We start from the raw sequence: 24718 nt of genomic DNA, 5'->3' as shown, positions 1-24718 counted from the left end.
TTGGTGCGCTACTGTATCGCGTACCAAAAAAGCTATTATGGGTGATAAAATCGTGCGGTAGCCGCATGATGTCGTTACTCCGCTAAATCAGGATACTTAGCGGAGCAAGTTTTTCTGAGCTTTACATCACCCTTCCCATAAAAGGGTCGGTTTTAGACGCCTGCCCGGTTTCTACCCTGCCTGCAAACCTTCGTTCATATTGTTCATCGCCTTCTACCAATACTGAAAAGTCGTACCATCCGTAACTCTTAGCCGACTCGATTACTACATCTTCAAACGCTCCTTTTTTTAACACTACCTTTTTCTCCGGATTTTTATAGGCATGGTCTTTAATGGTTATTTTAAGCTTCTTCTTAGCGTTATTGGTCAGCTTAAGCACTATATTCCCGGATAGTTTTTTAATGAATCTTCCGGTTTTTTCATAAGTACATTCCATAGTTATTTCAGGGTCATTTACAGACCCGGAAAACTCCCGGTAAAAGCCATTAGGCCCATATACCTTCAGGCGGTATTTATTGTCTTCAAAATTCTGTAATGGCCAATCGTCAGAAACCCTATCGCCTGCCTTTACAGCATACGCCCATGTTTTAACAGGCTGAAACGATTCGCCTCCATCCGCATCTTTTTGCAAATATTTTTCCGGCGCATATACATTAAACGGGGCTCCGGAAGCATTACTCCCAAAAATAGCGTCGGCTGCGGTAAACGAAACTTTAAAAGACCTGCTCTCTTTATCCAGTATTCCGTCTGCATACAACTCGTAAGGCAATGCACAGGAATCCTTTATTCCTTCTTCCTGAACCGGCATTTGCGACAAAAATCTCAGGTCTTGCCTGGCCTGCTCTATTTCATTAGTGCCAAGCGGTTTAAAATTTGACGGCGGCGACTTAAAGCCGGCACTATATATCTCCTGCATCAACTCATTCCTATCGACAAAATTATCAAAGTTGAATTCCGAGCTGTTGTATGGCCTAAAAGCCGATGTTAAGTCGCCCGAAACAGTTCTTCGCCAACTACTGATATTTGTCTCTTCTAATTTTTTACCGGTTTTTTTACTCAAAAACTTTTCCATAAACTGAATGGTGGAAGTTATATCGCACACCTGCGAATTTACCCATCCTCCTTTAGTCCATGGCGATGCTACTACCAGCGGCACCCGGTATCCCAAACCTACCGGACTCTCCCTGGCATATTCGGGGTTCATTCCTTCTTTTTTAAGTTCTTCCTCTATAGTTACATATTCCGCTCTGGTATCTAGTCCTTCAGACATCGCATTTTTATGTCTTGGATCAGGTGCTACAAATGGAGGAACATGATCGAAATACCCGTCATTTTCATCGTAATTAAGGATAAAAATTGTTTTCTTCCATACTTCGGGATTCTTGGTAAGTATATCCAGAACTTCAGAAACATACCATGCTCCATACCAGGGTGCACTCGGATGGTCCGAAAATTTCTGAGGTGCTACCAACCACGATACTGTTGGCAAATTACCCGAGTCTACATCGGTTCTGAATTGATGAAGAATATCTCCTTTAGGGACTTTAAATTCCCTCTTTGTTCCGTTATCGTTATAAATCTGGGGCTCTGTTTTTAAATAATCGGGATCGCTACTGTTTGTGGTAAACGCCCTCTGATGTATGCTTTTTTCAAAAGCAGAAAGCCTGTCATAATTATCGGGATTCCAAACTGCTAATTCCTCTTTAATTTTCTGATATTGTTTTTGCTTCTTTTCCAGTTCATTTTCGTGTTTCTGAACCTGTCCTTTCGGCAATCTTTCAATCTGTTTTTTCAAGGCTTCTATTTCTGAAGGTAATTCTGAGAATCTTTTCTTCAAAAACTTCTGGTGACCTTCGGCATATCGGATATTGAACTGAGTAAACCATTCCAGGTTGTTATCGGTAAAATTGCCCAGTAATGAAGAGTCCTCTCCTTTCAGTTCAGTCTGGATACTCACTTCATTCTGATACACCCGCCACGAGATCCCGTTTTCTTCCAGGCGTTCCGGAAACGTTTTCCATTTAGCCTCTTTATTATAATACACTTCAGAATTCCTTACATTAGAAAGGGCCTCCGGCGATCCTTTATGAGTTCCTGTCCAAAAAAACAACCTGTTCGTTGTAGTTCCGGTAAGCGATGAGCAGAAATGCTGGTCGAATACTGTAAAGGCATCGGCAAAAGCATAATAGAAAGGGATGTCCTGCCTGTTATAGTGTCCTAATGTAAGCGGTATATGCCGCGATTCTTTTCTCCACAACTTTTTAGCCTCAAGCCACTTGTCATATTTACCGTTATTACGTGCGTCTACCTGATTTTCCCACGAATGGGGAAGGTCTCCCAGCCAGGTGGCATTGGTTTCTCTCATATTTAACCGGAATGGCACATAAGTATTTCCGGCTTTGTCACTTTGCAACCAGACAGGGTTTTTATTTGGTAAGTTAATTGCTCTTGGATCGTTATATCCCCGAACACCTTTTAAAGTTCCGAAACAATGATCGAACGACCTGTTTTCCTGCATCAGCAAAACAATATGTTCAGCATCTTCAAAAGTAGTCCCTTCATTAGGGTTTATAGCCAAAGCCTTTTGTATTGAAGGAGGAAACGTCATAGACACCCCGACTCCACCGCTCAACAAAGCGGCTTTTTTCAAAAAGTCCCTTCTATTATCCATACATTAATTATTTTATTCAAGTAATCGTAAATAAAAAAGGGGAAAAAACAATCCCCTTTTTAGATAAAAAAACATTGTTATTAAATGTTTTTTCAACCTTCTTGAGAAGGAATATAGCCTCCCAAGAAGTATCAACCAAATTTAACTTATTACACCATGAGTCCGGTCCGATACGGAACATTATCAAAAGTATGATCCTGTTACTAATATATCTTCGTTACTTTATACAACTTTAGCTTTGGTTATCATCATCAGGTACCAAGCGAATCTAGTCCCTCAATAGCGGCATCTGCATTTCCGTGCTCCATCGTAACCCGTTGTTTTCGAGCTCCCCCTTAATCAATCCGTTAGTATCCATCTAAGCATACTTCCCCGAAATACCCTCTAAGAGGTTGCCGGACCCGTTCCGGGGAAACTTATTGTAAGATCCACATGATCCCATTATTGTCATCGACACCATTGTATTGCCTGTTTACGGCTTCATCAAGGTTTTCTTTATTGTAACGCACTTCATCCGAATCATACATCCATCTGACAGGTAGTTTATCTGACGGGAGATTTTCATTGGTCGCCGGATTTATCGGAAACCCAGGATACCCGGTTCTTCTATTCTCAAAAAATGCATTTTCGGGCGATTGAAGGAATGTAGACAGGTATTTCTGTGTTATGATCTGTTCTATTTGCTCATTCATGCCGGATGCAAATTTCACTTCAGGGGTTTCCGGATAACTTTCAATATAACTATCATCCATTGGCATCCCGTGATGATAAGCTACATCGTCAGGAGTATTATCAGCTACAAAACGCATGGCCGATTTGATCCCATTGCTATAATATGTTTCAGCATCTCCGGATATCCAACCTCTTACTGCTGCCTCGGCAAGTATGAATTGCACCTGGGCGTTACTCAACAGGTATACCGGCTCTCCCTCGGGAAGTTCCTTATAACGATCGTTGATATCTGAATAATCCTTTGATGATGCTATAGCACTTAACGCCGAATATTCAATAGCCGGATCTACTCCGACGTAAGCATCAAAATCAGATGCTGTCTGTCCTCCTTCCAGTTTTACAGATGAAGGAGCTGCATAATAGAACAAACGATAATCATTCAACTCTTTCAGTTTATCTATCAATACACTGGATACCACAGGGTAAATAGTAAATTGGTTACCATCTTTAAAGAACGGATATTTTTGATTTTCTACATCCGAATACACCAAGCTAAAATTATCGTCATTACTTTCAAAGATCGGTTTGCCGGCAACAATATTGCTGAATCGTTGTTTCACCTGCAGATCGCTGTCTCCTTCTTTTTTATAAAGGTTTATCAATACCTGCAATGCGAAAGAATTGACCATTTTCCTCCATTGAACCGGATTTCCATCATATATAATATCGCCATCAAAAGAAGAACCATTGGCAAAAAGCTGGTCTGCCTGCTCCAACTCGTCCAAAATCCCCAGAAACACCTCTTTTTGCGTATCGTACTTAGGTTTTACATGATTCTCATCTTCACCCATCAATGCTTCACTGTAGGGTATGTCTCCTACTTTAATGGTAAGATAGAAAAAGTTGTAGGCTCTTATAAAATGTGCCAATCCCAAATAAGAGTTCTTTTCGCTCTCATCGATACCTGAAGCTTCTGCTATTTCCATCATTTTTGCTGCATCTATCAATCTCGGCAAGGTTCCAAAACCTACCCGTCCTAAGTCGTTATATTGCGGACTTTCGGCAAATTCACTCCATAGAATATACTTGTCGAGCATAAAATGCCTCATAAATCCTTTTGTCGAGCTAATATCTGTTCTTGTGATATCGAGTATCAGCTTTGTAGCAAGCATTTGCGACGATACTGTATTAATACCATCCGGATTCGTATTTATTTTATCCAGATCGGCACAGCTAAACAGGCAAAGAAAGGCTGCTGCACCTGCAAGGAATCGTTTTTTGAATATACTTTTCATCTGTTTATTTTTTAAGTTTTTGAAGATCAAAACTTTAAAGCATTTGATCTTCTTTTTTACTTTTTATTTTTTAGACTTGTCCGTTGATATATGGAATTTTATATTTAATCCCACAAATCTTTGAGATGGAGAGGAAAGCTGGCTATCTGAATTGAAATCAGGATCTGCAAACTCAAATTCCTTTGTCCACATAAAGACGTTCTGGGCAGTTAACGCAATGCTGGCACGATTTATACCCCATTTTTCGCTGAGTTCCTTAGGCAGGGTATAACCTATTGCCAATTCCCTTAATTTAATGAAGGTCGGATCTTTAACTCCCAGAGACCCGTCTCCGAAATTCCTTGCGTAGGTTTCATACGAAATCGGGGTATCGTTAGGCTCAAAAACCCTGGTATCTTCTACAATACGGCCATACTGGTCATATGTCGCCTCTCCTGAAGCTACTCTTACCCCGTTCCCTATATAGGATTTATTCCCGTTTACCACTTCATCATACCTCCATGCATTATCGGTATCCGGATGAGATCCCGTATCCCACATTTTGTACGAAGTGTAATTAAACAGCTTTCCGCCTACACGTCCGTCAAAACTTACACGAAAACTCAGGTTCTTATACGTTAATGTATTGGAAAAACCCCAGATAAAATCCGGGTCGGTATACCCCAGAAGTGATCCGTATCTCGATCTTTCAGGCCTACCTCCGTCGTCGTGTATGATATTTCCGTTAGGATCTCTAAGCCAATCAGAAGCAGTATAATTATCAACCCTGTGGCCAGGCTTAACCCATAATGCATCCTGAGAATATAACGGATCCAGTTCTTTATAATAGCGATGGGTTTTCGACCAGTTTACCGAAGCATCCCAAGTAAAGTTCTCTTTCTTAATAATTCCGGCATTCAACGAGATCTCCAGACCTTTTCTTTCCAGGGTCTCATCAATATTAATTTTAGTACTTGTAAAACCTGAAGCCCTGGATATTCCGGCATCGATCTGCCTGTCGTAGGTATAGATGTTATAATAGGCGACATCCAGCATTAAACGATTGTCAAGAAAATAGGCAGCGGTTCCCACTTCCCAGGTTCTGTCTACCTCAGGCTTAACCGTACTGGTCTTAATCGTAGCCGGATAAGCCGCGGTATTATAATCGTTCCATACCCCTTGACTCACACTATAATTAACATTGGTTTCATAGACCCCGATATCTTGTTTAGAGATCGTCCACGACCCCCTGACTTTCCAAAAATCCAACCATGAAGGCTTAACCCCTAATTCACTCAATAACACACTCCCTCCTACTGACGGATAGAAATAAGACCTTTCCGATGCTGCCAAAGTTGAACTCCAGTCGTTACGCCCGGTAATATCCAGGTAAATTGCATCTGCATAAGAGAACGATGCCAATCCGAGTACACTGTTTACTTGTTTTCTCGATGTAGAAAAAGAAACATCAGGGCGTTCTACAGAATTTCTCAGTGAATAAATTCCGGGTACCACAATACCTCCCCTGGTCGAAGCTCCTAAACGCTGATCCTCCCATTTATACATGGAAAAACCTCCTGTAAGGTCTATATCGAAATCTTCAAACAATACATCTTTCTTTCCATAGTTCAATAAAACATCCGTGTTTAAACTATACCCTCTATACTGGTTTTGACTGTACATACCGTTAACATCCCAACCCCTGTTAGAATTGATTCCGGGCGGGTTTCTTCTTGTATTTTCATTGGAATAAAAATCGTACCCAAGCCTTGCGGTCAACTTAGCTCCTTTAAAAAGCTTGTATTCAGAAGTAAGGTTAATATTGGTTAAATTTTGCTCGTCGCTATTTAACTTCTCATAAGCTATCAGGTAGGGGTTGTCGTACCAGGCATTATAATGCCAGTTCTGTTCTTCATTCGGAACACTCCAATAGTCCCTGTATTTTTTTAGTTCATATTCCGGGCCTGTCCATAATAATATTTGATAGATGTATCCCTGGTCGCCGTAGCCAGCTCCTGTTGTCTGAGGTGTCATACTGCGATTGTATCCCAAATTGGCTTTAAGATTCCACTTATCCGTCAAATTCAGTTTACCCGATACATTAAGGTTTAGCCTGTTCAATTTTAGATTCGGGTACTGTCCTTTATTCATGACGTGGGTAAACGATGTCCTGACAGAACCAACTTCACCGGTTCTTGCAAAACTTACATTGTTATTTACTATAACCCCCGGCTCCAGAAAGTCCTTAAAGTTATTTCTACCCCTTGAGGTGAGCGGCATGTCTTCCAGTTGCTTGGTTTCCGGATTCCATTGCTCGGCTATGGTTCCGATATCAAGTTTATCTCCCCAAACATAATCCGTAGCACTATAGGTACCCCCTAAACCGGCACTATAAGACGACTGTACTTCCGGCAATGCCAGATATCCGGCAAAGAACATTTGGTTGCTGTTTACACTTATTCCGTTACCTCCACTTTTGGTAGTGATAATAACAGCTCCCCCTCTACCTCTAACTCCGTATAAGGCTGATGCTGTTGCTCCTTTCAGGACGCTCATTTCCTCAATATCATCAGACGGCACATCATTAAGGTTCATATTTCCATAAGGCACCCCGTCTATAACCAATAAAGGATTAGAACTACCCCCTCTAAGGCGAATATCAGGTGCTTTATTAAACTCGGTACTGTTCTGTATCCACAAACCTGCAACTTTACCGGTCAGGGATGTTGCCACGTCTACTCCTTTTACAGCCTGTACTTCTTCTCCTCCTACTTTCTGTACAGCATAACCTAATGCTTTTTCTTCCCTTTTAATACCTAGTGCGGTTACTACCACTTCATCCAATTGCTGGGTATCCTCCTGTAGCACAACATCTATATTCGTCCTGTTTCCGACAGTTTCACCAACGGTTACAAATCCTAAATAACTATATGTTAAAACAGATGTCGAAGCCGGCACATTGATTTCATACAAACCGTCAAAGTCTGTAGTGGTTCCTGAAGAAGTTCCCTTTATCATAACAGTAACGCCTGGCATACCCAATCCGTCTACTGCTGAAGTAACCTTTCCTTTTACTTTAATTTCCTGGGGGACATCCGTCTTATCGCGAAGGTTTACGTTAATAACATTGTCTATTTGTTTGAATTTAAGATCTACCTTCTCAGACAATTCCAGTAAAATATTCCTTAAACTCGCCTTGTACTTTACTATTGAGACCTTTTTGTCTACATCTACAACATTCTTATCATAAAAAAAATTAAAATTCGTTTCAGCCTCAATGGCTCTAAACACCTTTTTCAGGGTGCTGTTTTGCTCTTTAATTGTAACAATTGTGTTGTCTAGTTCCGAATGGTTCTGTGTTCCCGACTTCCCTGCAAACATCAGTGTCTGTGACATTATTGAAACCAGGCAAATACCCCGCTTCAGAAAATACATTAACTTCTTTTGTCTCATACTTAATTAGGTTTGGTTGTTTTTAATTACTCACACTTGTATATATTATTACTTTATCCTCTTTAACGGTATATTTTACCTTTCTGGCAAACTCTAAGCCTTCCAGTACATTCTCCAGACCCTGCTTTTTAAATAAACCATTGATCTTCCAATCTTCATCTGAACTACCTACCACACTTATATCTACATTATACCATCTTTCCAGTTTATTGATAAACTCATTAATCCCCGAATCCTTAAACACCAATACTCTTTCTTTCCAGCCAAACTCTTCGATGTAATTGAATTTACTTTTAACCGAATTCGAGAGGTTTCCTGTAACAGCCAATTTTTCTCCGGGACGGATAAAAACCGGATCTTCGTGAAGTCCTTCATTTCCATGAATCGCCACCGAACCTCTTTCCAAAGCAACATTTATAACTTCCTCATTGGGATATGCATATACATTAAATGCTGTTCCATGCACTACTGTAGAAATATTTCCGCTCTTTACTATGAATTCAACATCCGGATTATGGGTAACATCAAAATAGGCTTCCCCATTGAGTACAACTTCTCTTTTTTCTCGCCCAAAATCTGAAGAATACGTAAGACTTGTCGAGGCATTCATAAGAACGCTTGTTCCATCGGGAAGTATTATTTTTTTTTGCTGCCCTCTTTCTGTTTGCCTGGTAACCTGGTAGACTTTAGAAACCTCTTGCTCTGTATGATTTATATAGGTTTGTTCGATGAAGTAATATGCAAGACCAAACAGGATGGCTGCCGTTGCAGCTATTTGTGTAATCTGTTTTCTGAATTTTACCAGCTGATATTTTCTTTGAGGAACCTCTGTATAATGTTCACTACCTTCTTCCTTAAGGATGTTTTCGAGGATGCGCTCTTTGTCTTCTCCCGTTACCCTGGCAACTTTAAAGTCCATTCGCTCAACAATAGCTTTGGCTGCATAGAAGGCCGACCTGTCTTCCGGGTGACTTTCTATCCATTTTTTCCAATAATAATCGCTTTCCTCATTCGAATTGTTAATCCACTTAACAAACGAAGGATTTGTTAGAAAGAACTTAATATCGTGTTTGACTTTTTTCAATTTATCTCTGCTTTTCAAACAGTAGACAACAGAAAAAATAAAATGACATCAGTTTTTTTATACTTTTTTTTTAAAAAAGAAAAATGAAGCCTTTGCGAAGTGTTTTGATAATTTTATAAACAAGGTTCCTGGCAGACTTAATATTATCGAATCCCATTAGATCCTGGATTTCTTCATAACCCATCCCCTGATAGAAATAATAATATATTACCTCCCGCTGTTTTTTATTCAGCCGGCCTAAAGCATTTTCCAGCCGGTCGATATCTTGTTTCTGTCCCTGGTTCAGTATTATCACCTCTTCATGAGATTTATGAAAACCGAATTCTTCACATTCCTTATCAGGAACGGAAAGGCGACTTTGTTTTTTTAATATGTTTAAAAGTCGTCTCTTTAAGCACTGGAATAAAAACAGCTTTAATGACTTTTTAATTTTAGGAAGATGCCTTCTTTTTTTTCGAAGATCTATGAACATATCCTGAACAGCATCTTTTACAACTTCTATATTTGTATACTGAATCCCAAAATTACATAAGGTAAAGAAATAATCATTATAGATCTTAACAAAAGCCCCTTCATCTCCATCTAAAAAGAGCTTCCATAGATCCGGATCTTTCAAAGCATCGTAATTACCTGTATATCCATCTCTGCCAATAAGCTCTTCTTCTCTGAAGACAGTTGCAGCTTCTTGATCCGGATTGTTTATAAGTTTGTACGGTGTGAGCTTCATATGATATTCCTCTAAGATTATGGTTTTCAGCTACAACCGATAATCCAGGGCTAATATAAAAAATAAAACAAATACGAAAGTAATTTATTTTCTAATTGTTTTTTTCATTCTTTCCGATGTTTCGAACACAAAAGGATTAAGTCTGAAAATTGCGAGAAATAAAATTACAGGTTCAATTTTTAAAAAACTGACGTATAACCAGTCAATATACAATCGGGATCACAGATCAGTAAAACAAGGGCAAATTCCCAATATGACAGCAACATGCAGGGAATATCCGTATAGGGAAACAGAGTATCTACAAACCCTTGATGTTTGTTCAGGAGGGAATTTATTCTTTCGTATATGCCCCTCTAAAGCATTCTTTATTCAGCACTTTCATTGATTTACCCGATAATCGAGATTTATGATTTATCCGCATAGCTATAAGGATAGGCTGTACCTTTTTTTTGCGCTCGGCCCTCTCGTGAGCTTGCAAGCTAGTTTATATAAAGAAAAAATCCCGCAAAACAGTTGTTTTGCGGGATTCTTTTAATTAGTATCTACAAGTCTTACTTGTATACTTCGTTTTGATCTTCGTCAGTTAATGCCTCATTTGCATTAATTTCATCTTGTGGAATCGGAAGACAAAAACGCTTAGTTACACTGTTTCTTTGAATGATATTCTTATCATTACTAATACCAGTAAGCGTAAAATCAGACCAGTGATCTTTATCAGAAGCAGTTCTATCTAAATTCTGATCAAGACGCTTAAGGTCAAAGAATCTATGTCCTTCATAGAACAATTCTTTTCTTCTTTCCACGTAGATCTCATCTAAAAGATCCTGTCCTGTAGTCGTTACAGCAGTAACTGTATTATCGGCTCTTTGCTGAACTTTAAGCAATGCAGCTTGAGCAGCAGCAGTGTTCCCCATATTAGCCTCAGCCTCGGCTTCGATCAAATACATTTCAGCGGCACGGATTCTAGGGAAGTCACCTGTACCCAAAGAGCTAACACTTTTATACTTTGTTGTCAAATAACCATCTGCAGCACCGTACTGAGCATATTTCTTGTCCGGAGATACATCTCCGATCATGTTTCCGTTAGGATCTAAATTCACAGGGAACATTTTCTTTCTGAAATCTGTATCTTCAAACAGTTCGATCAGGTATTCAGTTACCCTTAAACTGTTATAACCAAATACAAAATCAGCTCCCGGAGTCGATGCATTTACGTCATTTCCGTCTACTACATTATCTCCGTTGCTATCTCCGAAAGTGATATCACCACTAGTATAAGTAAATGATGGAATACTTAAGAAGATATTGGTATCACTATCAATGAATCTTTGTTCCCAAATTACTTCAGCATTAGTACTATTGAACCCACTTAAGTATGTTTGTTCATCAATTAATGTAAATCCTGCATAGGCTTTTTTAGCGTACTTAGAAGCATTGGCCCAGTCGCCCATAGTAAGGTAAACTCTGGCTTGTAATGCAGCTACAGCACTTGCATCGATAAATCCTTTATAATCGGCCGGTTGGCTGTTCTGCTCAGCTTCTGATAAATCAGAAACAATTTGCTGGTACACCTCTCCGACAGTACTCCTCGGGATGTTATATCCGTCTAAACTGTTTACTGTTGTATTGATCGGCACACCGCGACCATTAGGATCATCTGTATAAGCTGTTTCTCCGAACCATCTAACAAGACTGAAATATGCAAATGCTCTTAAAGAAAGTGCCTGAGCTTTCAGGTCGTTAATCTTGGCCTGATCGCCTTCGATATTATCAATTTGGTTCAAGAACAAGTTCGCATTGGAAATCGTTCTGTAGCTATAGTAGTAAAGTTCATACGCCCTGCTACTCTCTACCGTATAATTATAACGGTACTCACCTACATACCTGCTATAGTTATTACTGGATATAACCAATGCATCATCACCCATCACATCAGAGATCAGGATCCCTCTGGTTCCTTCACCGTAGTAATAGTTCTGTAATGAATAAATACCATTTAAGTGAATCTGAGCTCCTTCAACAGAATTGAACAGAACATCTTCTGTTGGTCTATCTGACGGCTGTTGCTCTAGGAAATCATCGCCACAACTTGTAGCAGAAATCGCAAGGAACAACAATAATATTTTATTTATGTACTTTTTCATTTTCATTTATTTTATAGTCCTAATTTTAATCCCATAACAATTGTTCTTGCATTAGGAGTTACATAACTTGTTAATCCGTTTAAACCAACCTCAGGATCAAATCCTTCGAAGTCTGATTTAGTCCAAGTCAATAAGTTATTACCTGATACGTAAACAGATAAACTGTTAACACCAAACTTATTCAACACATCTCTATCAACTGCATAAGACAAAGTTACGGACTTTAATTTAGCATATGTTGCATCGTAAAGATATCTTGTTGACAAACTACCATTAGAATTATTTGCGTTATTCGGGATAAAGCGAGGTACATCAGTGATATCGCCTGCAGTCTTCCAAGAATTAAGTTGCTTTGCAGATAACTGGTATCCAAGATCGTTACCATCGTTAAGCAAGTCAGCTTCAACCTGATCAAGAATTTTACCTCCTATACTAAAGTATGTATTAGCAGATAAACTCCACCCTTTATAGCTCCAGGTTGTCTGGAAACCACCATATCCATCAGGAAGTGCCGATCCCACGTTAAATCTGTCTGCCGTATTGTAATCGTTGGTAGTTTCCAATTGGCCGTCAGCTCCAACAACATCTGTATACCAAAGCGGATCTCCATTATCAGGATCAACTCCTGCCCACTTTCTCAGGTAGAAATCATAAATACTACCACCTTCTTCCCATATTTTGGTTCCGTTGATCTGCTGCTCAGTTGGCAAACTTAAGATCTCATTGGTATTAATGGTATAGTTGGCAGCTAGATCCCACTTAAAGTTTTCTGAATTGATCAGTCTGTAATCTAAGCTAAATTCGAAACCAGAGTTTTTAACTGATGCTGAGTTTTTAATAACGTCAGAAAAACCGGAAACAAGTGATATTGGCGTTTCATACAATAACTGAGAAGTCTCTCTGCTATAGTATTCTGCACTACCATTTAATCTGTTTTTGAACAATTTAAAATCAAGACCTACGTTCAAAGTAGCACTTTCTTCCCAAGAAAGATCAGGGTTACCAGGCTTAAATAATGCATTACCAGGCATACCGTCATAATTCCATGAAGAGAAGTTCGTGATATAGTCGTACAATCCTACTCTGTCATTTCCTGACGTACCGTAACTACCACGTAATTTTAAGTTATCTACCCATTGTACATTTTCCATAAACCTTTCTCCTGAAATTCTCCAGGAACCAGCCACTGAGTAGAAATTACCATATCTGTTGTTTTTACCGAATCTACTAGATCCATCTCTTCTGTATGAAGCAGATACTGAATACTTATCCTTCCAATCGTAATTTACACGGCCAAAGTATGATAATATTGACCATTTGTCAGTAGTTGAACTTGCTCCCTCGTACTGAGCTGCATTTGCCAGATCCGGCAATACTACATCTCCATAGATCGCATATTGGGTTGCGTGTGCAGTAATCACACGGTTTCTGTTCTCAGAGTTCTCAAAACCGGCAAGAACATTAAAATGGTGGTCGCCAAAGGTTCTGTCGTAGATGAACTTCTGAGAAGCTGTCCACAATGAGTTCCAAGAAGCGATTGCATAACCTCTACCGTTTACACTTGGTCCATTTCCATGGAATGGATTGTAGAACTGGAAATCATCAATACTAGAGAAGTCGATAGACTCATCGGTTCTGAACTTCAAGCCCTCCGTAATAAAATCTAAGTCAAACTCAGCAAAAATACCTGACAAAACTCTATAAGTTTTTGTGTTATACACATCGTTTTCAACAGTATACAAAGGGTTGAAATCTAAACTCACAGGGTTATTAAAGTTATATACTTTATTTCCTTTGTCATCAAGTACAATTGATCCGTCAGGATTCATTTGATAAACAGGAATAGCATTTGCATACAATAAAGCATTTCTTACAGCAGATGCACCGGCAGTACTTGCAGAAGCTCTATTCTGGTTCGTATAGGTAAGTGACGTATTTGTTCCTATTTTAACCTTATCTGAAAGTTGTGTTTCAAGATTAATTCTTGTTGAAATCCTTTCGAAATCAGTACCTCCGATAATACCTGTCTGATCTAAATAACCCAGTGAAGTAAAATAAGAAGTCTTTTCAGTACCTCCGGATGCACTTAAGTTATATTCTTTGATCTCACCGGTTCCGAATACCTGGTCTACCCAGTCAGTATCAGTTATGATACGTGCATCAGGAAGTAATTGTCCGTTTGCATTGATAGGATTAGCCACATTATAAGGATTGTTCCCTGATAAAGCAGCTACCGTTCTTTGATTCGCCTCGTCTGAAGTAAATCCGCTTGCGATATAACCATCGTAATATGTACGATAATACTGCGCAGAATTTAAAAGCTTGTACCCATCAGTTGGCAAAGACGAAAGACCGTATTTGGTATCAAAGTTGATCCTAACCGTTCCTTTCTTACCTTTCTTAGTTGTGATCAGAACCACCCCGTTTGCTGCACGAGCACCATAGATTGATGTTGACGCTGCATCCTTAAGAACCGTAACAGACTCTATGTCTGCCGGATTAAGACTCGACAAAACATCCGATGAAGCTAATGAAGTAGGACTATCTGCATCAAATAATTCTGAAACGTTTCCATTATTCACTATCACCCCGTCAATTACATAAAGCGGAGAGCTATCAGCACTTAAAGATCCGATACCACGGATACGAATAGCAGAACCTGATCCTGGATCTCCGGAAGTACTATTCACCTGTAAACCACTGGAGTTACCCTGTAAAGCATCTGTAAAAGTCGCTACAGGAATATTTTCCAGTTCAGGTGATTTTACTTCAGAAGCAGACCCTGTAAAAGTTGCTTTCTTAGCCGTACCGTAAGCAACAACCACAACCTCTTCTAAAGCCTGTGAATCTTGTTCTAATGTAACATTTATAGTTGAAGACGCCCCTACAACTCTTTCCGTAGTTTTTAAACCAACATAAGAAAATACCAATGTTGATCCGTTCGCTACATTGATGGAATAATTTCCATCAAAATCTGTTTGAGTACCATTTGAGGTACCTTTTACAATAACACTCGCCCCTGGCAACGGCAGACCATCTTGATCTGTTACCATACCGGTTACTGTTTTTTCCTGAGCCATCGCAATGACTGAAATCAGGAACACCTTTAAAAACAAGTAAAACCTAATTCTCATAAAAGTTAATAATTTGAGTTAGTAATAAATATAAAGTCCCATAAGGCCAGATTGCTATACTTTACCGGAAAGTCAGCTTCTCATAAAATAATATACAGGATATAAAACTTAACGGATATCCACGAAGTAACCTAAACCAAATGAAACAGCAACAAATGAAGTTAAACGAATGTTAAATTGAATAAACACCGACCCAAATTAATGAATCCCGACCTATATTTACATTAAAAACTCTCAATAAATTAACTGAATTTATGAAAAATCCGAACAAACTTCCTCATATTGATGTTTTCTCTCCATCTATTCAAAAAGGAAACCGGAAATAAAGAATAAGCTTTAACAAAATAAAAGACCACCCTGTTATTACAACCTAAATCGTTTTTCCTTGCGAAAAAAACCGGTTTACAAACTCAATGTTTCTCAAATCTGACGGATGCTAACAGTACTGGTAACCCTGAAACTAGTAGAAGAATGAAAGGCCAGAATATAATATTTTATATAGAGGACTAATTCAAATAAAATACAATATAAAGTTTAGTGGAATAAACTATTCTGACCTCGGCGCGAAATTAGGTTGTTCCCCTTTAATTCAAATTAACTCCGATAAAAAATGACACATCCCGACGATAATTAACATTAAGCACCCTGAAGCTAGTGACATCAGGTCCCCAATTCCTTCCTCGCATCAATCATATATTCCGTAGGCGTTTTTCCTGTTCGCTTCTTAAAAGCCTTATTAAAAGAAACCCGATTGCTAAAACCGACACTATAAGCCACCTGGATTACACTTTCATTAAACATTGTCCCCGCCAACAAACGTTTAACCTCCTCTACCCTATAGTCGTTTAATAGCTCATAAAAACTTTTACCAAATTCCTGGTTAATCACCTGAGACGCACTATACCGATCTGTATTCAGCAAATGAGCCAGCTTATCTAACGTAATGTCACTCTCGAAATACACTTTATCCTCTTCAAGCAATTTCAAAAGATTCGATTTAAGCTGCGACACCATACTTTCAGTAAGCCCGCTGTTCTTATACTTTTGGGACGATCTATCTTTTAAAAAAGCAATATCATGGAAACCCGGATCGAAGCCACCTTTCATACCTATAGCAATGGCATTGGCATCAGTCGTCTTGCGAGCTCTTCTTTCTTTATCAGGATTATAAAAAGTCTCCATAAGAACTTTTTCATCAAAAAAAGCAACCAACCCGGTAAAAAGGATAAACAATGCAAAAAGAACAGCAAAGGCATAGCTCGAAACATAAACAAACCAAGGTTCATGATCTAACACAGCTCTTGCTACCAACAAACCAATTAAATTCAGATAATATACAAACAAGGCTACAATATACTTTTTATGGTATGACGAAAGCCTGTTATTCATTTTAAGATAATCACTACACATTAAAATAAAATAAACCAACAACACAACAGCCTTGAACCAAACCCTGTTGGCCACAAAATCAAAAAAAACGTAAATCGGAGCTTTATCCTGAAGAGCAGATGACTGAACATACCACACAGAAACAAAACACAAGAAGAACAAACTATAATGAACGAGCAGTGCTCTTGTTGTAATCAAATATGTTTCGGGATGCAATTTCTTTTTAAAAAATAAATAAACGGAAGGCGCCCACAAAAAGAACAACAATCGATACAAGGGGACAACCGGATCGTACTGCCAATCTGCAGACCAATACAAAACAAGCTCTAGTATAGCCATAGAAATAGCCAACACAAAAATAGTTAAATAAGAGAGCGCTGTACTTTTTCGAGACCTAAAGAACAGACGGGCACTTAAAACCAAACCGGATAAACCCGCAAGAAGAAAAAGAATATTAAAAAACAGGTTATGCACATAATAGATATCTTCAACACCTGTAATTTCATGTATTGACGCAAAAGTAATCGAAAAAAACTTTAAACAAAGTAGCATTACGATTCAAATCCTTTCTTTAGAACCTTCAAAAATAAAAATTGAACACTGTAGGCAACCTATATATCCCTTAAACTTTAGTTAATTAACAAATAAGAGACAAAAAAAGGAGATGCTTTAACATCTCCTTTTTGTGGGCCCTGCTGGATTCGAACCAGCGACCCCCTGCTTGTAAGGCAGGTGCTCTGAACCAACTGAGCTAAGAGCCCTGAGTAACCAATAAAACAATAATTTGTGGGCCCTGCTGGATTCGAACCAGCGACCCCCTGCTTGTAAGGCAGGTGCTCTGAACCAACTGAGCTAAGAGCCCTCACTTCATTATTGCGGATGCAAAAATACAATAGTTTTTGACTCACACAAAGAAAACTTGATTTTTTTTCTATAATATTTCAGCCACAACAAAATTACTGCCCCCTATATAAACCAGATCCTGTTTTGAAGCATTTTTCAATGCTTTTTTATATGCTTCATTAACAGAAGCATATGCATCTCCTTTCAGAAAAAACTCATTCGCTTCTGTTCGCAACTCAGCCGCAGACAGTGCTCTAGAAATTTTTGGCTGACAAAAATAATATTGTGCCTTATGAGGGAACAATGGCAAAATATCACTTAATTTCTTATCCCTTACAACACCCAGGACAATATGTAAATTTTTATATGATAACCTTTTTAATTGTTTAAGAACCAGGAGCAGTCCCTCCCTGTTATGTGCAGTATCCGCTATAACCAAAGGAAAATGCCCTAAGACCTGCCATCTTCCCAAAAGGCCCGTATTTTTAACGACGTTCCCAAGACCGCTCTCAATGTGCTTCTCTTCAATTATAAAGCCTTGCAATAACCGAATAGCGGCCACCACTCCTCTTATATTCTTTTCCTGATAATCACCTAACAGATCGGTAGTATATGAGCGTTCCGTGTCTCCTGCCAATAAAATTTGCGACTGCTGCGCGGCGGCAATCTCTTTAAACACAGGGAATGTTTCTTCATGATATTCGCTTATGACGACCGGGACACCTTTTTTTATAATACCTCCCTTTTCATAGGCTATTTCTTGTAAGGTCTCACCCAACATATCGGTATGATCTAGTCCTATGTTGGTGATTACGGATACTTCCGGTGTGATGATATTGGTTGAATCCAGTCTTCCACCTAAACCTACTTCAATTATCGAAATATCCACTTGCTGAGCCGCAAAATAATCGAAAGCCATCCCTACGGTCATTTCGAAGAAAGAAAGCTCCTGAGTTTCAAAAAAGCTTTTATTTACATCTACAAACCTGATCACATCCGCTTCTGAGATTTCCGTTCCATTGATTCTGATCCGCTCGCGAAAATCCTTTAAGTGAGGAGAGGTATACAGACCCACTTTATAACCGGCTTCCTGCAGAATTGAAGCCAACATATGGCTCGTAGATCCTTTCCCGTTAGTACCGGCCACATGAATACTTTTAAAACGTGTCTCAGGATGACCTAAATGCTTCGACAGCGCCTGAATATTATCTAGTTTAGCTTTAAATGCAGCCTTGCCCTCTTTCTGGTACATCGGCAACTGACTGAACATCCAGTCCAGTGTTTCCTGATATGTCATAGTGATTTTATTCGCCTAGTCTGAAATTAACAACAACAAAACCGATCTGACGGGAAGGCGCTTCCTGATCGAGGTTCCAGCGGTGGGACATCGCTGTACGCTTTGCCGGTTCCAAAAGGCATGGATGATTATTGGTCGTCCCCTTAACCCCCGGAGTTGCCCTGATAACTTTTCCGGACCTGTCCACTTCAATCTGCACCACTACCCTGCCGGACTCATTACAATCCTGAATAAACTTTTCTTTGGACACCAGAGACCTTCCATTCAACCCATAACCGACCCCGCTTCCCGATCCGCTTCCGAAATAACTACTGGCATATGGATTGCCATCCGGCCGGCCTTTATCACCAGCTACATGATCATCACCTTCACTACCTGAAGCCTTTCCGTCATTCTTGGGACCATTGATAATACTCGATAAAGCATCCGTTGTACTTCTGGAAGGCTTTTTAGGCTCTTCTACAACTTTCTTCACCTCTTCTTTTTTAGGCTCAGTTTTAGGCGTTTCTTTGGGCGTTGATTTCTTTGGAGGAATAACAGGAGCCTCTTCATCATTGCTTGTAACCACATCCTCCATCTGCTTCTCAGACTCGACTGGCTTAACTTCCTCTGGTTGCTCCTGCACCGGCTGAGGCGCAGTTTTCACGCGCTCTGCAGGCTGTCGGTTTCCGGAACCATAATCTGTAGTCCCAAAATTTACAGTAATTCCGTTTTCCACAGGCGGATCCAGATAAGATAACCCGACATAGAACATCAAAAGCAATAATGCCACTAACAAACTCGTGGTAATAGCTAATGATTTTCTTTTATGTGTTGTATCTACTAACGACATCACTGTGGCCTTACTGCTAAAATTACTTTATAATTATTCCTGTTTGCTATATCCATTACGTTAACTGCATTTTCAATAGGCACACTCTCTTCTGCCCTAAGGATGACCGTTGGCTTATCGACCCCTTTGAGTTTACGCTTTAATTCCGTTTCAAGAAATTCGGGGTTTACTTTTTCACTATCGACAAAGAACTCCAGATTCCTGTTTATACTTACCGCAACATTCTGGGTATTGGTAGATTTGCCCTTTGCTTTCGGCAGTAAAAGGTCCAGCGCATTGGGCGCATTCGAAGTCAGCATGAAAAACACCAATAGCAGAAACACTATATCCGTCATTGAGCTCATACTAAACTCGGGCGACACTTTATTTCTTCCCTTTAATTTCATTTTAGATCGGCTCGTTTAAAAGATCAAGGAAATCTACTGCATTCGCTTCCATATTATGCACTACTTTATCTGTTCTGACCACCAGGTGGTTGTAACCGATATAAGCTATAATACCCACAACCAAACCTGCCACAGTAGTTGTCATAGCCGTATATATACCACTTGCCAGTAGCCCCATTTCAGCCTGCCCTCCACTTGTTGCCATTTGATGGAACGCCAAAATCATACCAATAACAGTTCCGAGAAAACCGATCATGGGTGCAGCTCCGGCTACAGTAGCCAATATACTCACATTCTTTTCAAGTTTATACACCTCTAAAGTCCCCGCATTTTCAATAGCCTTATTTATATCTTCCAAAGGTTTACCGACACGGGAAATCCCTTTTTCGGTTAATCTGGCCACCGGTGAATCTGTCTGGGCACACAACAAGCGTGCGGCATCTAACTTGCCATTCGACACATGGTCCCTGATCTGATTCATAAAATTCTTATCGACTCTGGATGCGGCCTTAATAGCCAGCAATCTTTCAAAATAAATATAAAGTGCCACTGCCAGTAGCACAAAAAGCACTGCAATGATAACAATACTGGCGACACCGCCGTTCATGATAAGATCTACTACCGAAAGTGTTTTCTCTTCAGAAAGCACTTCTTCTGCAACCTCTTGTGCAGCTTCTTGAAATAATAGCATAGGTTATTTAATTTTTGTTATAACGATTATCGGGGTTAAAAATTATGCATTCAACACTAAATTCCTTAAAAGTATAAATCCTGCCCCACCGGCCAAAAAACCAATAGCTGCCAACCAACCTATCTTCTTCAAATACCAGAAGAAATTAATTTTTTCCATTCCCATAGCCACAACTCCGGCTGCAGAACCTATGATCAGCATACTACCTCCTGTTCCTGCCGAATAAGCAATAAAATGCCACGCCGGCTCATCCATAGGAATCTGGAACATCCCTATACTTGCCGCTACCAGAGGTACATTATCAATAACAGCAGACCCCGCACCAAGAAGCATCACTACGATATCAGACAAATGCGTAGCATGCATTTCCGTTCCTAATTTAGGCATTGTTTCATTCAATGTCCCTGCGAAATGGAATAACATCCCTAATGATTCCAGTGCTGCTACAGCCAATAAGATTCCTAAAAAGAACAGAATACTTGGCATTTCAATCCTTCCTAAAGCACTATGAACCGGACTATGATGTGAATGCGCCTGACTTTCACCTCCTATTTCTGTCAGACTGAATTTCTTATTACTGTATATCTCTGCCAAAGTGGCCACAACCGCCAGCGACAACATCATTCCGACGTAAGGAGGCAAATGGGTCACCGTTTTAAATATAGGAACAAAAACAATAGCCCCCAAACCTAAATAAAACATAATAGAGGCATGTCTGGATTTTGACGGCGCCTCATCTTCAAATTCAATGCTCCCGCTAAACACTTTCATCCTGGATGCTATAAAAGTAGGCACTATATAACACAATAACGAAGGAATAAACACGTGTTCGATTAATTGGGCTACACTGACTTTTTTAGCAATCCAGAGCATTGTTGTTGTAACATCTCCAATCGGAGACCAGGCACCTCCTGCATTTGCTGCAATAACGATCAGCCCCGCAAACCACAAACGAAGTTCTTTATCCTTAATGACCTTCTGTAAGATTGTTATTAAAACGATTGTTGCGGTAAGGTTGTCTATAATCGCAGAAAGCACAAAGCCAAGAGCCGTGATTATCCATAAAAGCTTTCTTTTGCTTCTTGTTTTAATATATCCTTTAATCGTAGAGAACCCATCAAAATAATCGATAATCTCAACAATGGTCATCGCTCCCAAAAGGAACACTAATATTTCTGCCGTTTTCCCCAAGTGATGTAGAAGGGTCTCTTCCAACATATGAATTTTTTCTTCATGTCCCAGCAAAGAAAAATTCTCTAATATAGATTGCTTTGCCGAGTCGTACCAGGAAGGAAAAACATCAACATTTAAAGCAATTAATGCCCACAGCACCGCCATCATGGCCAATGCCGGCACTAATTTATCTACCTTTAGGCTATGCTCTAACGTAATTGCCAGATATCCTAATACAAATACTACAAGAATAATGGTTTCCATGAATAAATTTTAAGTTATTATACTAATTGTTTTAATGCTATTTCAAATGCAGTGCTGCTGATATTCGTTTTTGCCGCACTCTGCTTAAAAGTATTTAACAATGCCTTTTTAATAGTACTTGAAGTATCTTCAAAAATAGCATCATCGGTCATCGCCACCCTTCTTTCCATAAAATAGGCAAAAACTCTTGCCATTCCACAGTTAGAGATAAAGTCAGGGATCAGACTGATCTGCCTATCGGTATACTCCATTATAGGCCCGAAAAATATCTCTTTGTCGGCGAAAGGCACATTGGCACCACATGACACAACTTCCAGGCCTTTATTTATCATACTTTCTATCTGCTCTCTTGTTATCAAACGGGATGCTGCACATGGCGCAAATATTTCAGCAGGAATATTCCATACCGTTTCATTCATCTCCTCAAAAGGAATCAGATTTTCAGCATTCAGGTTATTTCCTTTTTTATCAAGGTAGAACGATTTAATTTCTTCAAAACTAAACCCTTCTTCATTGATAACCCCTCCAACTACATCTACAATAGCTACTATCTTAGCGCCCATCTGAGCCAAATAATAGGCCGCAGCTGCACCCACATTACCAAACCCCTGTACAATAGCTTTTTTTCCTGCTATTGATCCTCCGTAAATATCATAATAATGTTTGGCTGACACAGCCACACCATATCCGGTGATCATATCTGCAACGGTATATTTCCTCATCACATCCGGAGAATACGCATTGCTCTCGATTACTTTTATCACTCCCTGGCGCAATTGCCCGATGCGGTTTATCTTATCGGCCTCAGTCGGTTTAAAATGTCCGTTAAAGACCCCTTCCTGCGGATGCCACACGCCACAATCTTCCGTAATCGGGATAACTTCGTGTATTTCGTCTACATTGAGATCGCCTCCTGTTCCGTAATAACTTTTCAACAAAGGTGAAACGGCTTTATACCAACGTTCCAGAACACCTTTTTTACGCGGATCTTTAGGATCAAAGTTAATCCCTGATTTCGCACCTCCGATTCCAGGGCCGGAAACGGTAAACTTCACTTCCATTGTCTTAGCCAGAGAGGTTACTTCATTCATATCCAAACCTACTCTCATCCTGGTACCGCCACCGGCAGCTCCGCCCCTAAGCGAATTTATAACGGTCCACCCTTCCGCATTAGTTTCCGGATCATTCCAATGAAACACTATTTCAGGGTGTTTTTCTTCGTATTGTTTTAATAATTCTTTCATTAATGTGTGTTCTTAGTTCGTCAGTGAGTTAAATATTAGAGGATGAATGTAATCCCTAAAATTTTAGTAGCAACAAATATAAAAAACTCCTTAACTTTCCTCTGTAATTAAAACAACTAATACATATTAAATCTTTCGACTTATAAATTTTCTTGTTACTCCGACAGTTCTGTTTTATTGAATTAACACCTACAGGGCTATTCAATTGAAAATATCGCAATTAAAAGCTATATTTGAACACTTTTTATACAAAAACACTAAAAACGACATGGATTTTAAACTATCTGAAGAACATTTAATGATACAGCAGGCGGCGAGGGATTTTGCACAGACAGAATTGTTGCCGGGTGTAATCGAAAGAGACGAAAAGCAACAGTTCCCCGCAGAGCAGATAAAAAAGATGGGAGAACTTGGTTTTATGGGAATGATGGTATCGCCTGAATATGGCGGTAGCGGGTTAGACACCGTGTCGTACGTCCTTGCCATGGAAGAGATCTCCAAGATCGACGCATCTGCCTCTGTAGTAATGAGTGTAAACAACTCTTTAGTATGCTGGGGATTAGAAAAATTCGGAAACGAAGAGCAGAAACTAAAATACTTACCCCGCCTTGCTTCCGGAGAAATCATAGGTGCTTTCTGCTTGTCTGAACCGGAAGCAGGAAGTGACGCCACATCACAAAGAACAACAGCCCTGGACAAAGGCGACCATTATTTAGTGAATGGAACAAAGAACTGGATTACCAATGGCGGTACGGCAGATGTATTTCTTGTCATAGCACAAACCTACCCTGAAAAAGGGCATCATGGCATCAACGCCCTGATTATGGAAAAAGGGATGCCGGGCTTTGAAGTAGGTCCAAAAGAAAATAAATTGGGAATCCGCGGAAGTGATACCCATTCATTGATGTTTACGGATGTAAAGGTTCCCAAGGAAAACAGAATTGGCGAAGACGGCTTTGGTTTTAAGTTTGCCATGAAAACCCTTTCTGGCGGAAGGATCGGCATTGCCTCACAAGCCCTGGGCATAGCTTCAGGAGCTTACGAACTGGCCAAAAAGTACTCTAAAGAGCGAAAAGCATTTGGTACAGAAATCTGCAATCACCAGGCGATTGCTTTCAAACTTGCCGATATGTATACCGAAATAGAAGCTGCAAGGCTTCTTATAATGAAAGCAGCAAGAGACAAAGACAATGGAGACAATTACGATCTTTCGAGCGCCGTTGCCAAAGTATATGCTTCTAAAGTTGCGATGGATGTTACCGTAGAAGCCGTTCAAATTCATGGAGGCTATGGATTTGTTAAAGAATACCATGTTGAACGCCTTATGAGGGACGCAAAGATTACCCAGATCTATGAAGGGACTTCAGAAATTCAGAAAATCGTCATTTCGAGATCCATACTAAGAGATTAAAAAACACTCTTTATACACAAAAAGGGGGC

General features: G+C 39.7%; 15 protein-coding genes and 2 tRNA genes. 1 reads left to right on the top strand and 16 read right to left on the bottom strand.

The window, feature by feature from the left end:
- Positions 1 to 121 precede the first annotated feature (121 nt).
- The 16 genes from MQE36_RS08130 to MQE36_RS08055 all read right to left on the bottom strand — a co-directional run bounded on the left by MQE36_RS08130 (position 122) and on the right by MQE36_RS08055 (position 23278).
- Positions 122 to 2671: a phosphocholine-specific phospholipase C gene (locus tag MQE36_RS08130; protein ID WP_242938661.1), complete on the bottom strand. Its 2550-nt coding sequence runs from the start codon at positions 2669 to 2671 to the stop codon at positions 122 to 124.
- Positions 2672 to 3087: 416 nt separating this feature from the next.
- The gene (locus tag MQE36_RS08125; RefSeq protein WP_242938660.1) at positions 3088 to 4638 is read right to left on the bottom strand and encodes a SusD/RagB family nutrient-binding outer membrane lipoprotein; all 1551 of its coding nucleotides are present in this window, start codon (positions 4636 to 4638) and stop codon (positions 3088 to 3090) included.
- A 63-nt stretch (positions 4639 to 4701) separates the two neighbouring features.
- Entirely contained in the window at positions 4702 to 8070 is a 3369-nt protein-coding gene (locus MQE36_RS08120) for a SusC/RagA family TonB-linked outer membrane protein (protein WP_242938659.1), read from the bottom strand.
- Positions 8071 to 8092: 22 nt separating this feature from the next.
- Positions 8093 to 9154 carry a FecR family protein gene (locus MQE36_RS08115; RefSeq protein ID WP_242938658.1) on the bottom strand — a complete coding sequence of 354 codons (1062 nt, stop codon included), beginning with the start codon at positions 9152 to 9154 and terminating at the stop codon, positions 8093 to 8095.
- Positions 9155 to 9224: 70 nt separating this feature from the next.
- Complete coding sequence (locus MQE36_RS08110) at positions 9225 to 9881, bottom strand: RNA polymerase sigma factor (protein WP_242938657.1); 657 nt, start codon at positions 9879 to 9881, stop codon at positions 9225 to 9227.
- Between the two features lie 551 nt (positions 9882 to 10432).
- The gene (locus tag MQE36_RS08105; protein WP_242938656.1) at positions 10433 to 12025 is read right to left on the bottom strand and encodes a RagB/SusD family nutrient uptake outer membrane protein; all 1593 of its coding nucleotides are present in this window, start codon (positions 12023 to 12025) and stop codon (positions 10433 to 10435) included.
- A gap of 11 nt (positions 12026 to 12036) precedes the next feature.
- The gene (locus MQE36_RS08100; protein WP_242938655.1) at positions 12037 to 15159 is read right to left on the bottom strand and encodes a SusC/RagA family TonB-linked outer membrane protein; all 3123 of its coding nucleotides are present in this window, start codon (positions 15157 to 15159) and stop codon (positions 12037 to 12039) included.
- Between the two features lie 660 nt (positions 15160 to 15819).
- Positions 15820 to 17100 (bottom strand): helix-turn-helix domain-containing protein, encoded by a 1281-nt coding sequence (locus MQE36_RS08095; RefSeq protein ID WP_242938654.1) that lies wholly within the window; start codon positions 17098 to 17100, stop codon positions 15820 to 15822.
- A 134-nt stretch (positions 17101 to 17234) separates the two neighbouring features.
- Positions 17235 to 17309 (bottom strand) — tRNA-Val (locus MQE36_RS08090).
- A gap of 26 nt (positions 17310 to 17335) precedes the next feature.
- Positions 17336 to 17410: transfer RNA gene (locus MQE36_RS08085), tRNA-Val, on the bottom strand.
- Positions 17411 to 17479: 69 nt separating this feature from the next.
- Complete coding sequence (locus tag MQE36_RS08080) at positions 17480 to 18688, bottom strand: bifunctional folylpolyglutamate synthase/dihydrofolate synthase (RefSeq protein ID WP_242938653.1); 1209 nt, start codon at positions 18686 to 18688, stop codon at positions 17480 to 17482.
- 7 nt (positions 18689 to 18695) lie between these two features.
- Positions 18696 to 19520 (bottom strand): energy transducer TonB, encoded by an 825-nt coding sequence (locus MQE36_RS08075; RefSeq protein ID WP_242938652.1) that lies wholly within the window; start codon positions 19518 to 19520, stop codon positions 18696 to 18698.
- Positions 19520 to 19906 carry an ExbD/TolR family protein gene (locus tag MQE36_RS08070; protein ID WP_242938651.1) on the bottom strand — a complete coding sequence of 129 codons (387 nt, stop codon included), beginning with the start codon at positions 19904 to 19906 and terminating at the stop codon, positions 19520 to 19522. Before MQE36_RS08070 ends, MQE36_RS08075 begins: the two co-directional genes overlap by 1 nt.
- A 1-nt stretch (position 19907) precedes the next feature.
- Positions 19908 to 20597: a MotA/TolQ/ExbB proton channel family protein gene (locus tag MQE36_RS08065; RefSeq protein WP_242938650.1), complete on the bottom strand. Its 690-nt coding sequence runs from the start codon at positions 20595 to 20597 to the stop codon at positions 19908 to 19910.
- A 42-nt stretch (positions 20598 to 20639) separates the two neighbouring features.
- Complete coding sequence (gene nhaD, locus MQE36_RS08060) at positions 20640 to 22034, bottom strand: sodium:proton antiporter NhaD (protein ID WP_242938649.1); 1395 nt, start codon at positions 22032 to 22034, stop codon at positions 20640 to 20642.
- Positions 22035 to 22051: 17 nt separating this feature from the next.
- Positions 22052 to 23278, bottom strand: coding sequence for a Glu/Leu/Phe/Val dehydrogenase dimerization domain-containing protein (locus MQE36_RS08055; RefSeq protein ID WP_242938648.1), 1227 nt, complete (start codon positions 23276 to 23278; stop codon positions 22052 to 22054).
- A gap of 268 nt (positions 23279 to 23546) precedes the next feature.
- On the opposite strand from MQE36_RS08055, the gene MQE36_RS08050 reads away from it, so the two are divergent.
- The gene (locus MQE36_RS08050; RefSeq protein WP_242938647.1) at positions 23547 to 24689 is read left to right on the top strand and encodes an acyl-CoA dehydrogenase; all 1143 of its coding nucleotides are present in this window, start codon (positions 23547 to 23549) and stop codon (positions 24687 to 24689) included.
- Positions 24690 to 24718: the final 29 nt, after the last annotated feature.

This window comes from Zhouia spongiae (assembly GCF_022760175.1).
GTDB lineage: Bacteria > Bacteroidota > Bacteroidia > Flavobacteriales > Flavobacteriaceae > Zhouia > Zhouia spongiae.
The sequence above is the reverse complement of the archived record's forward strand: the minus strand, read 5'-3'. Positions and strand labels throughout refer to the sequence as shown.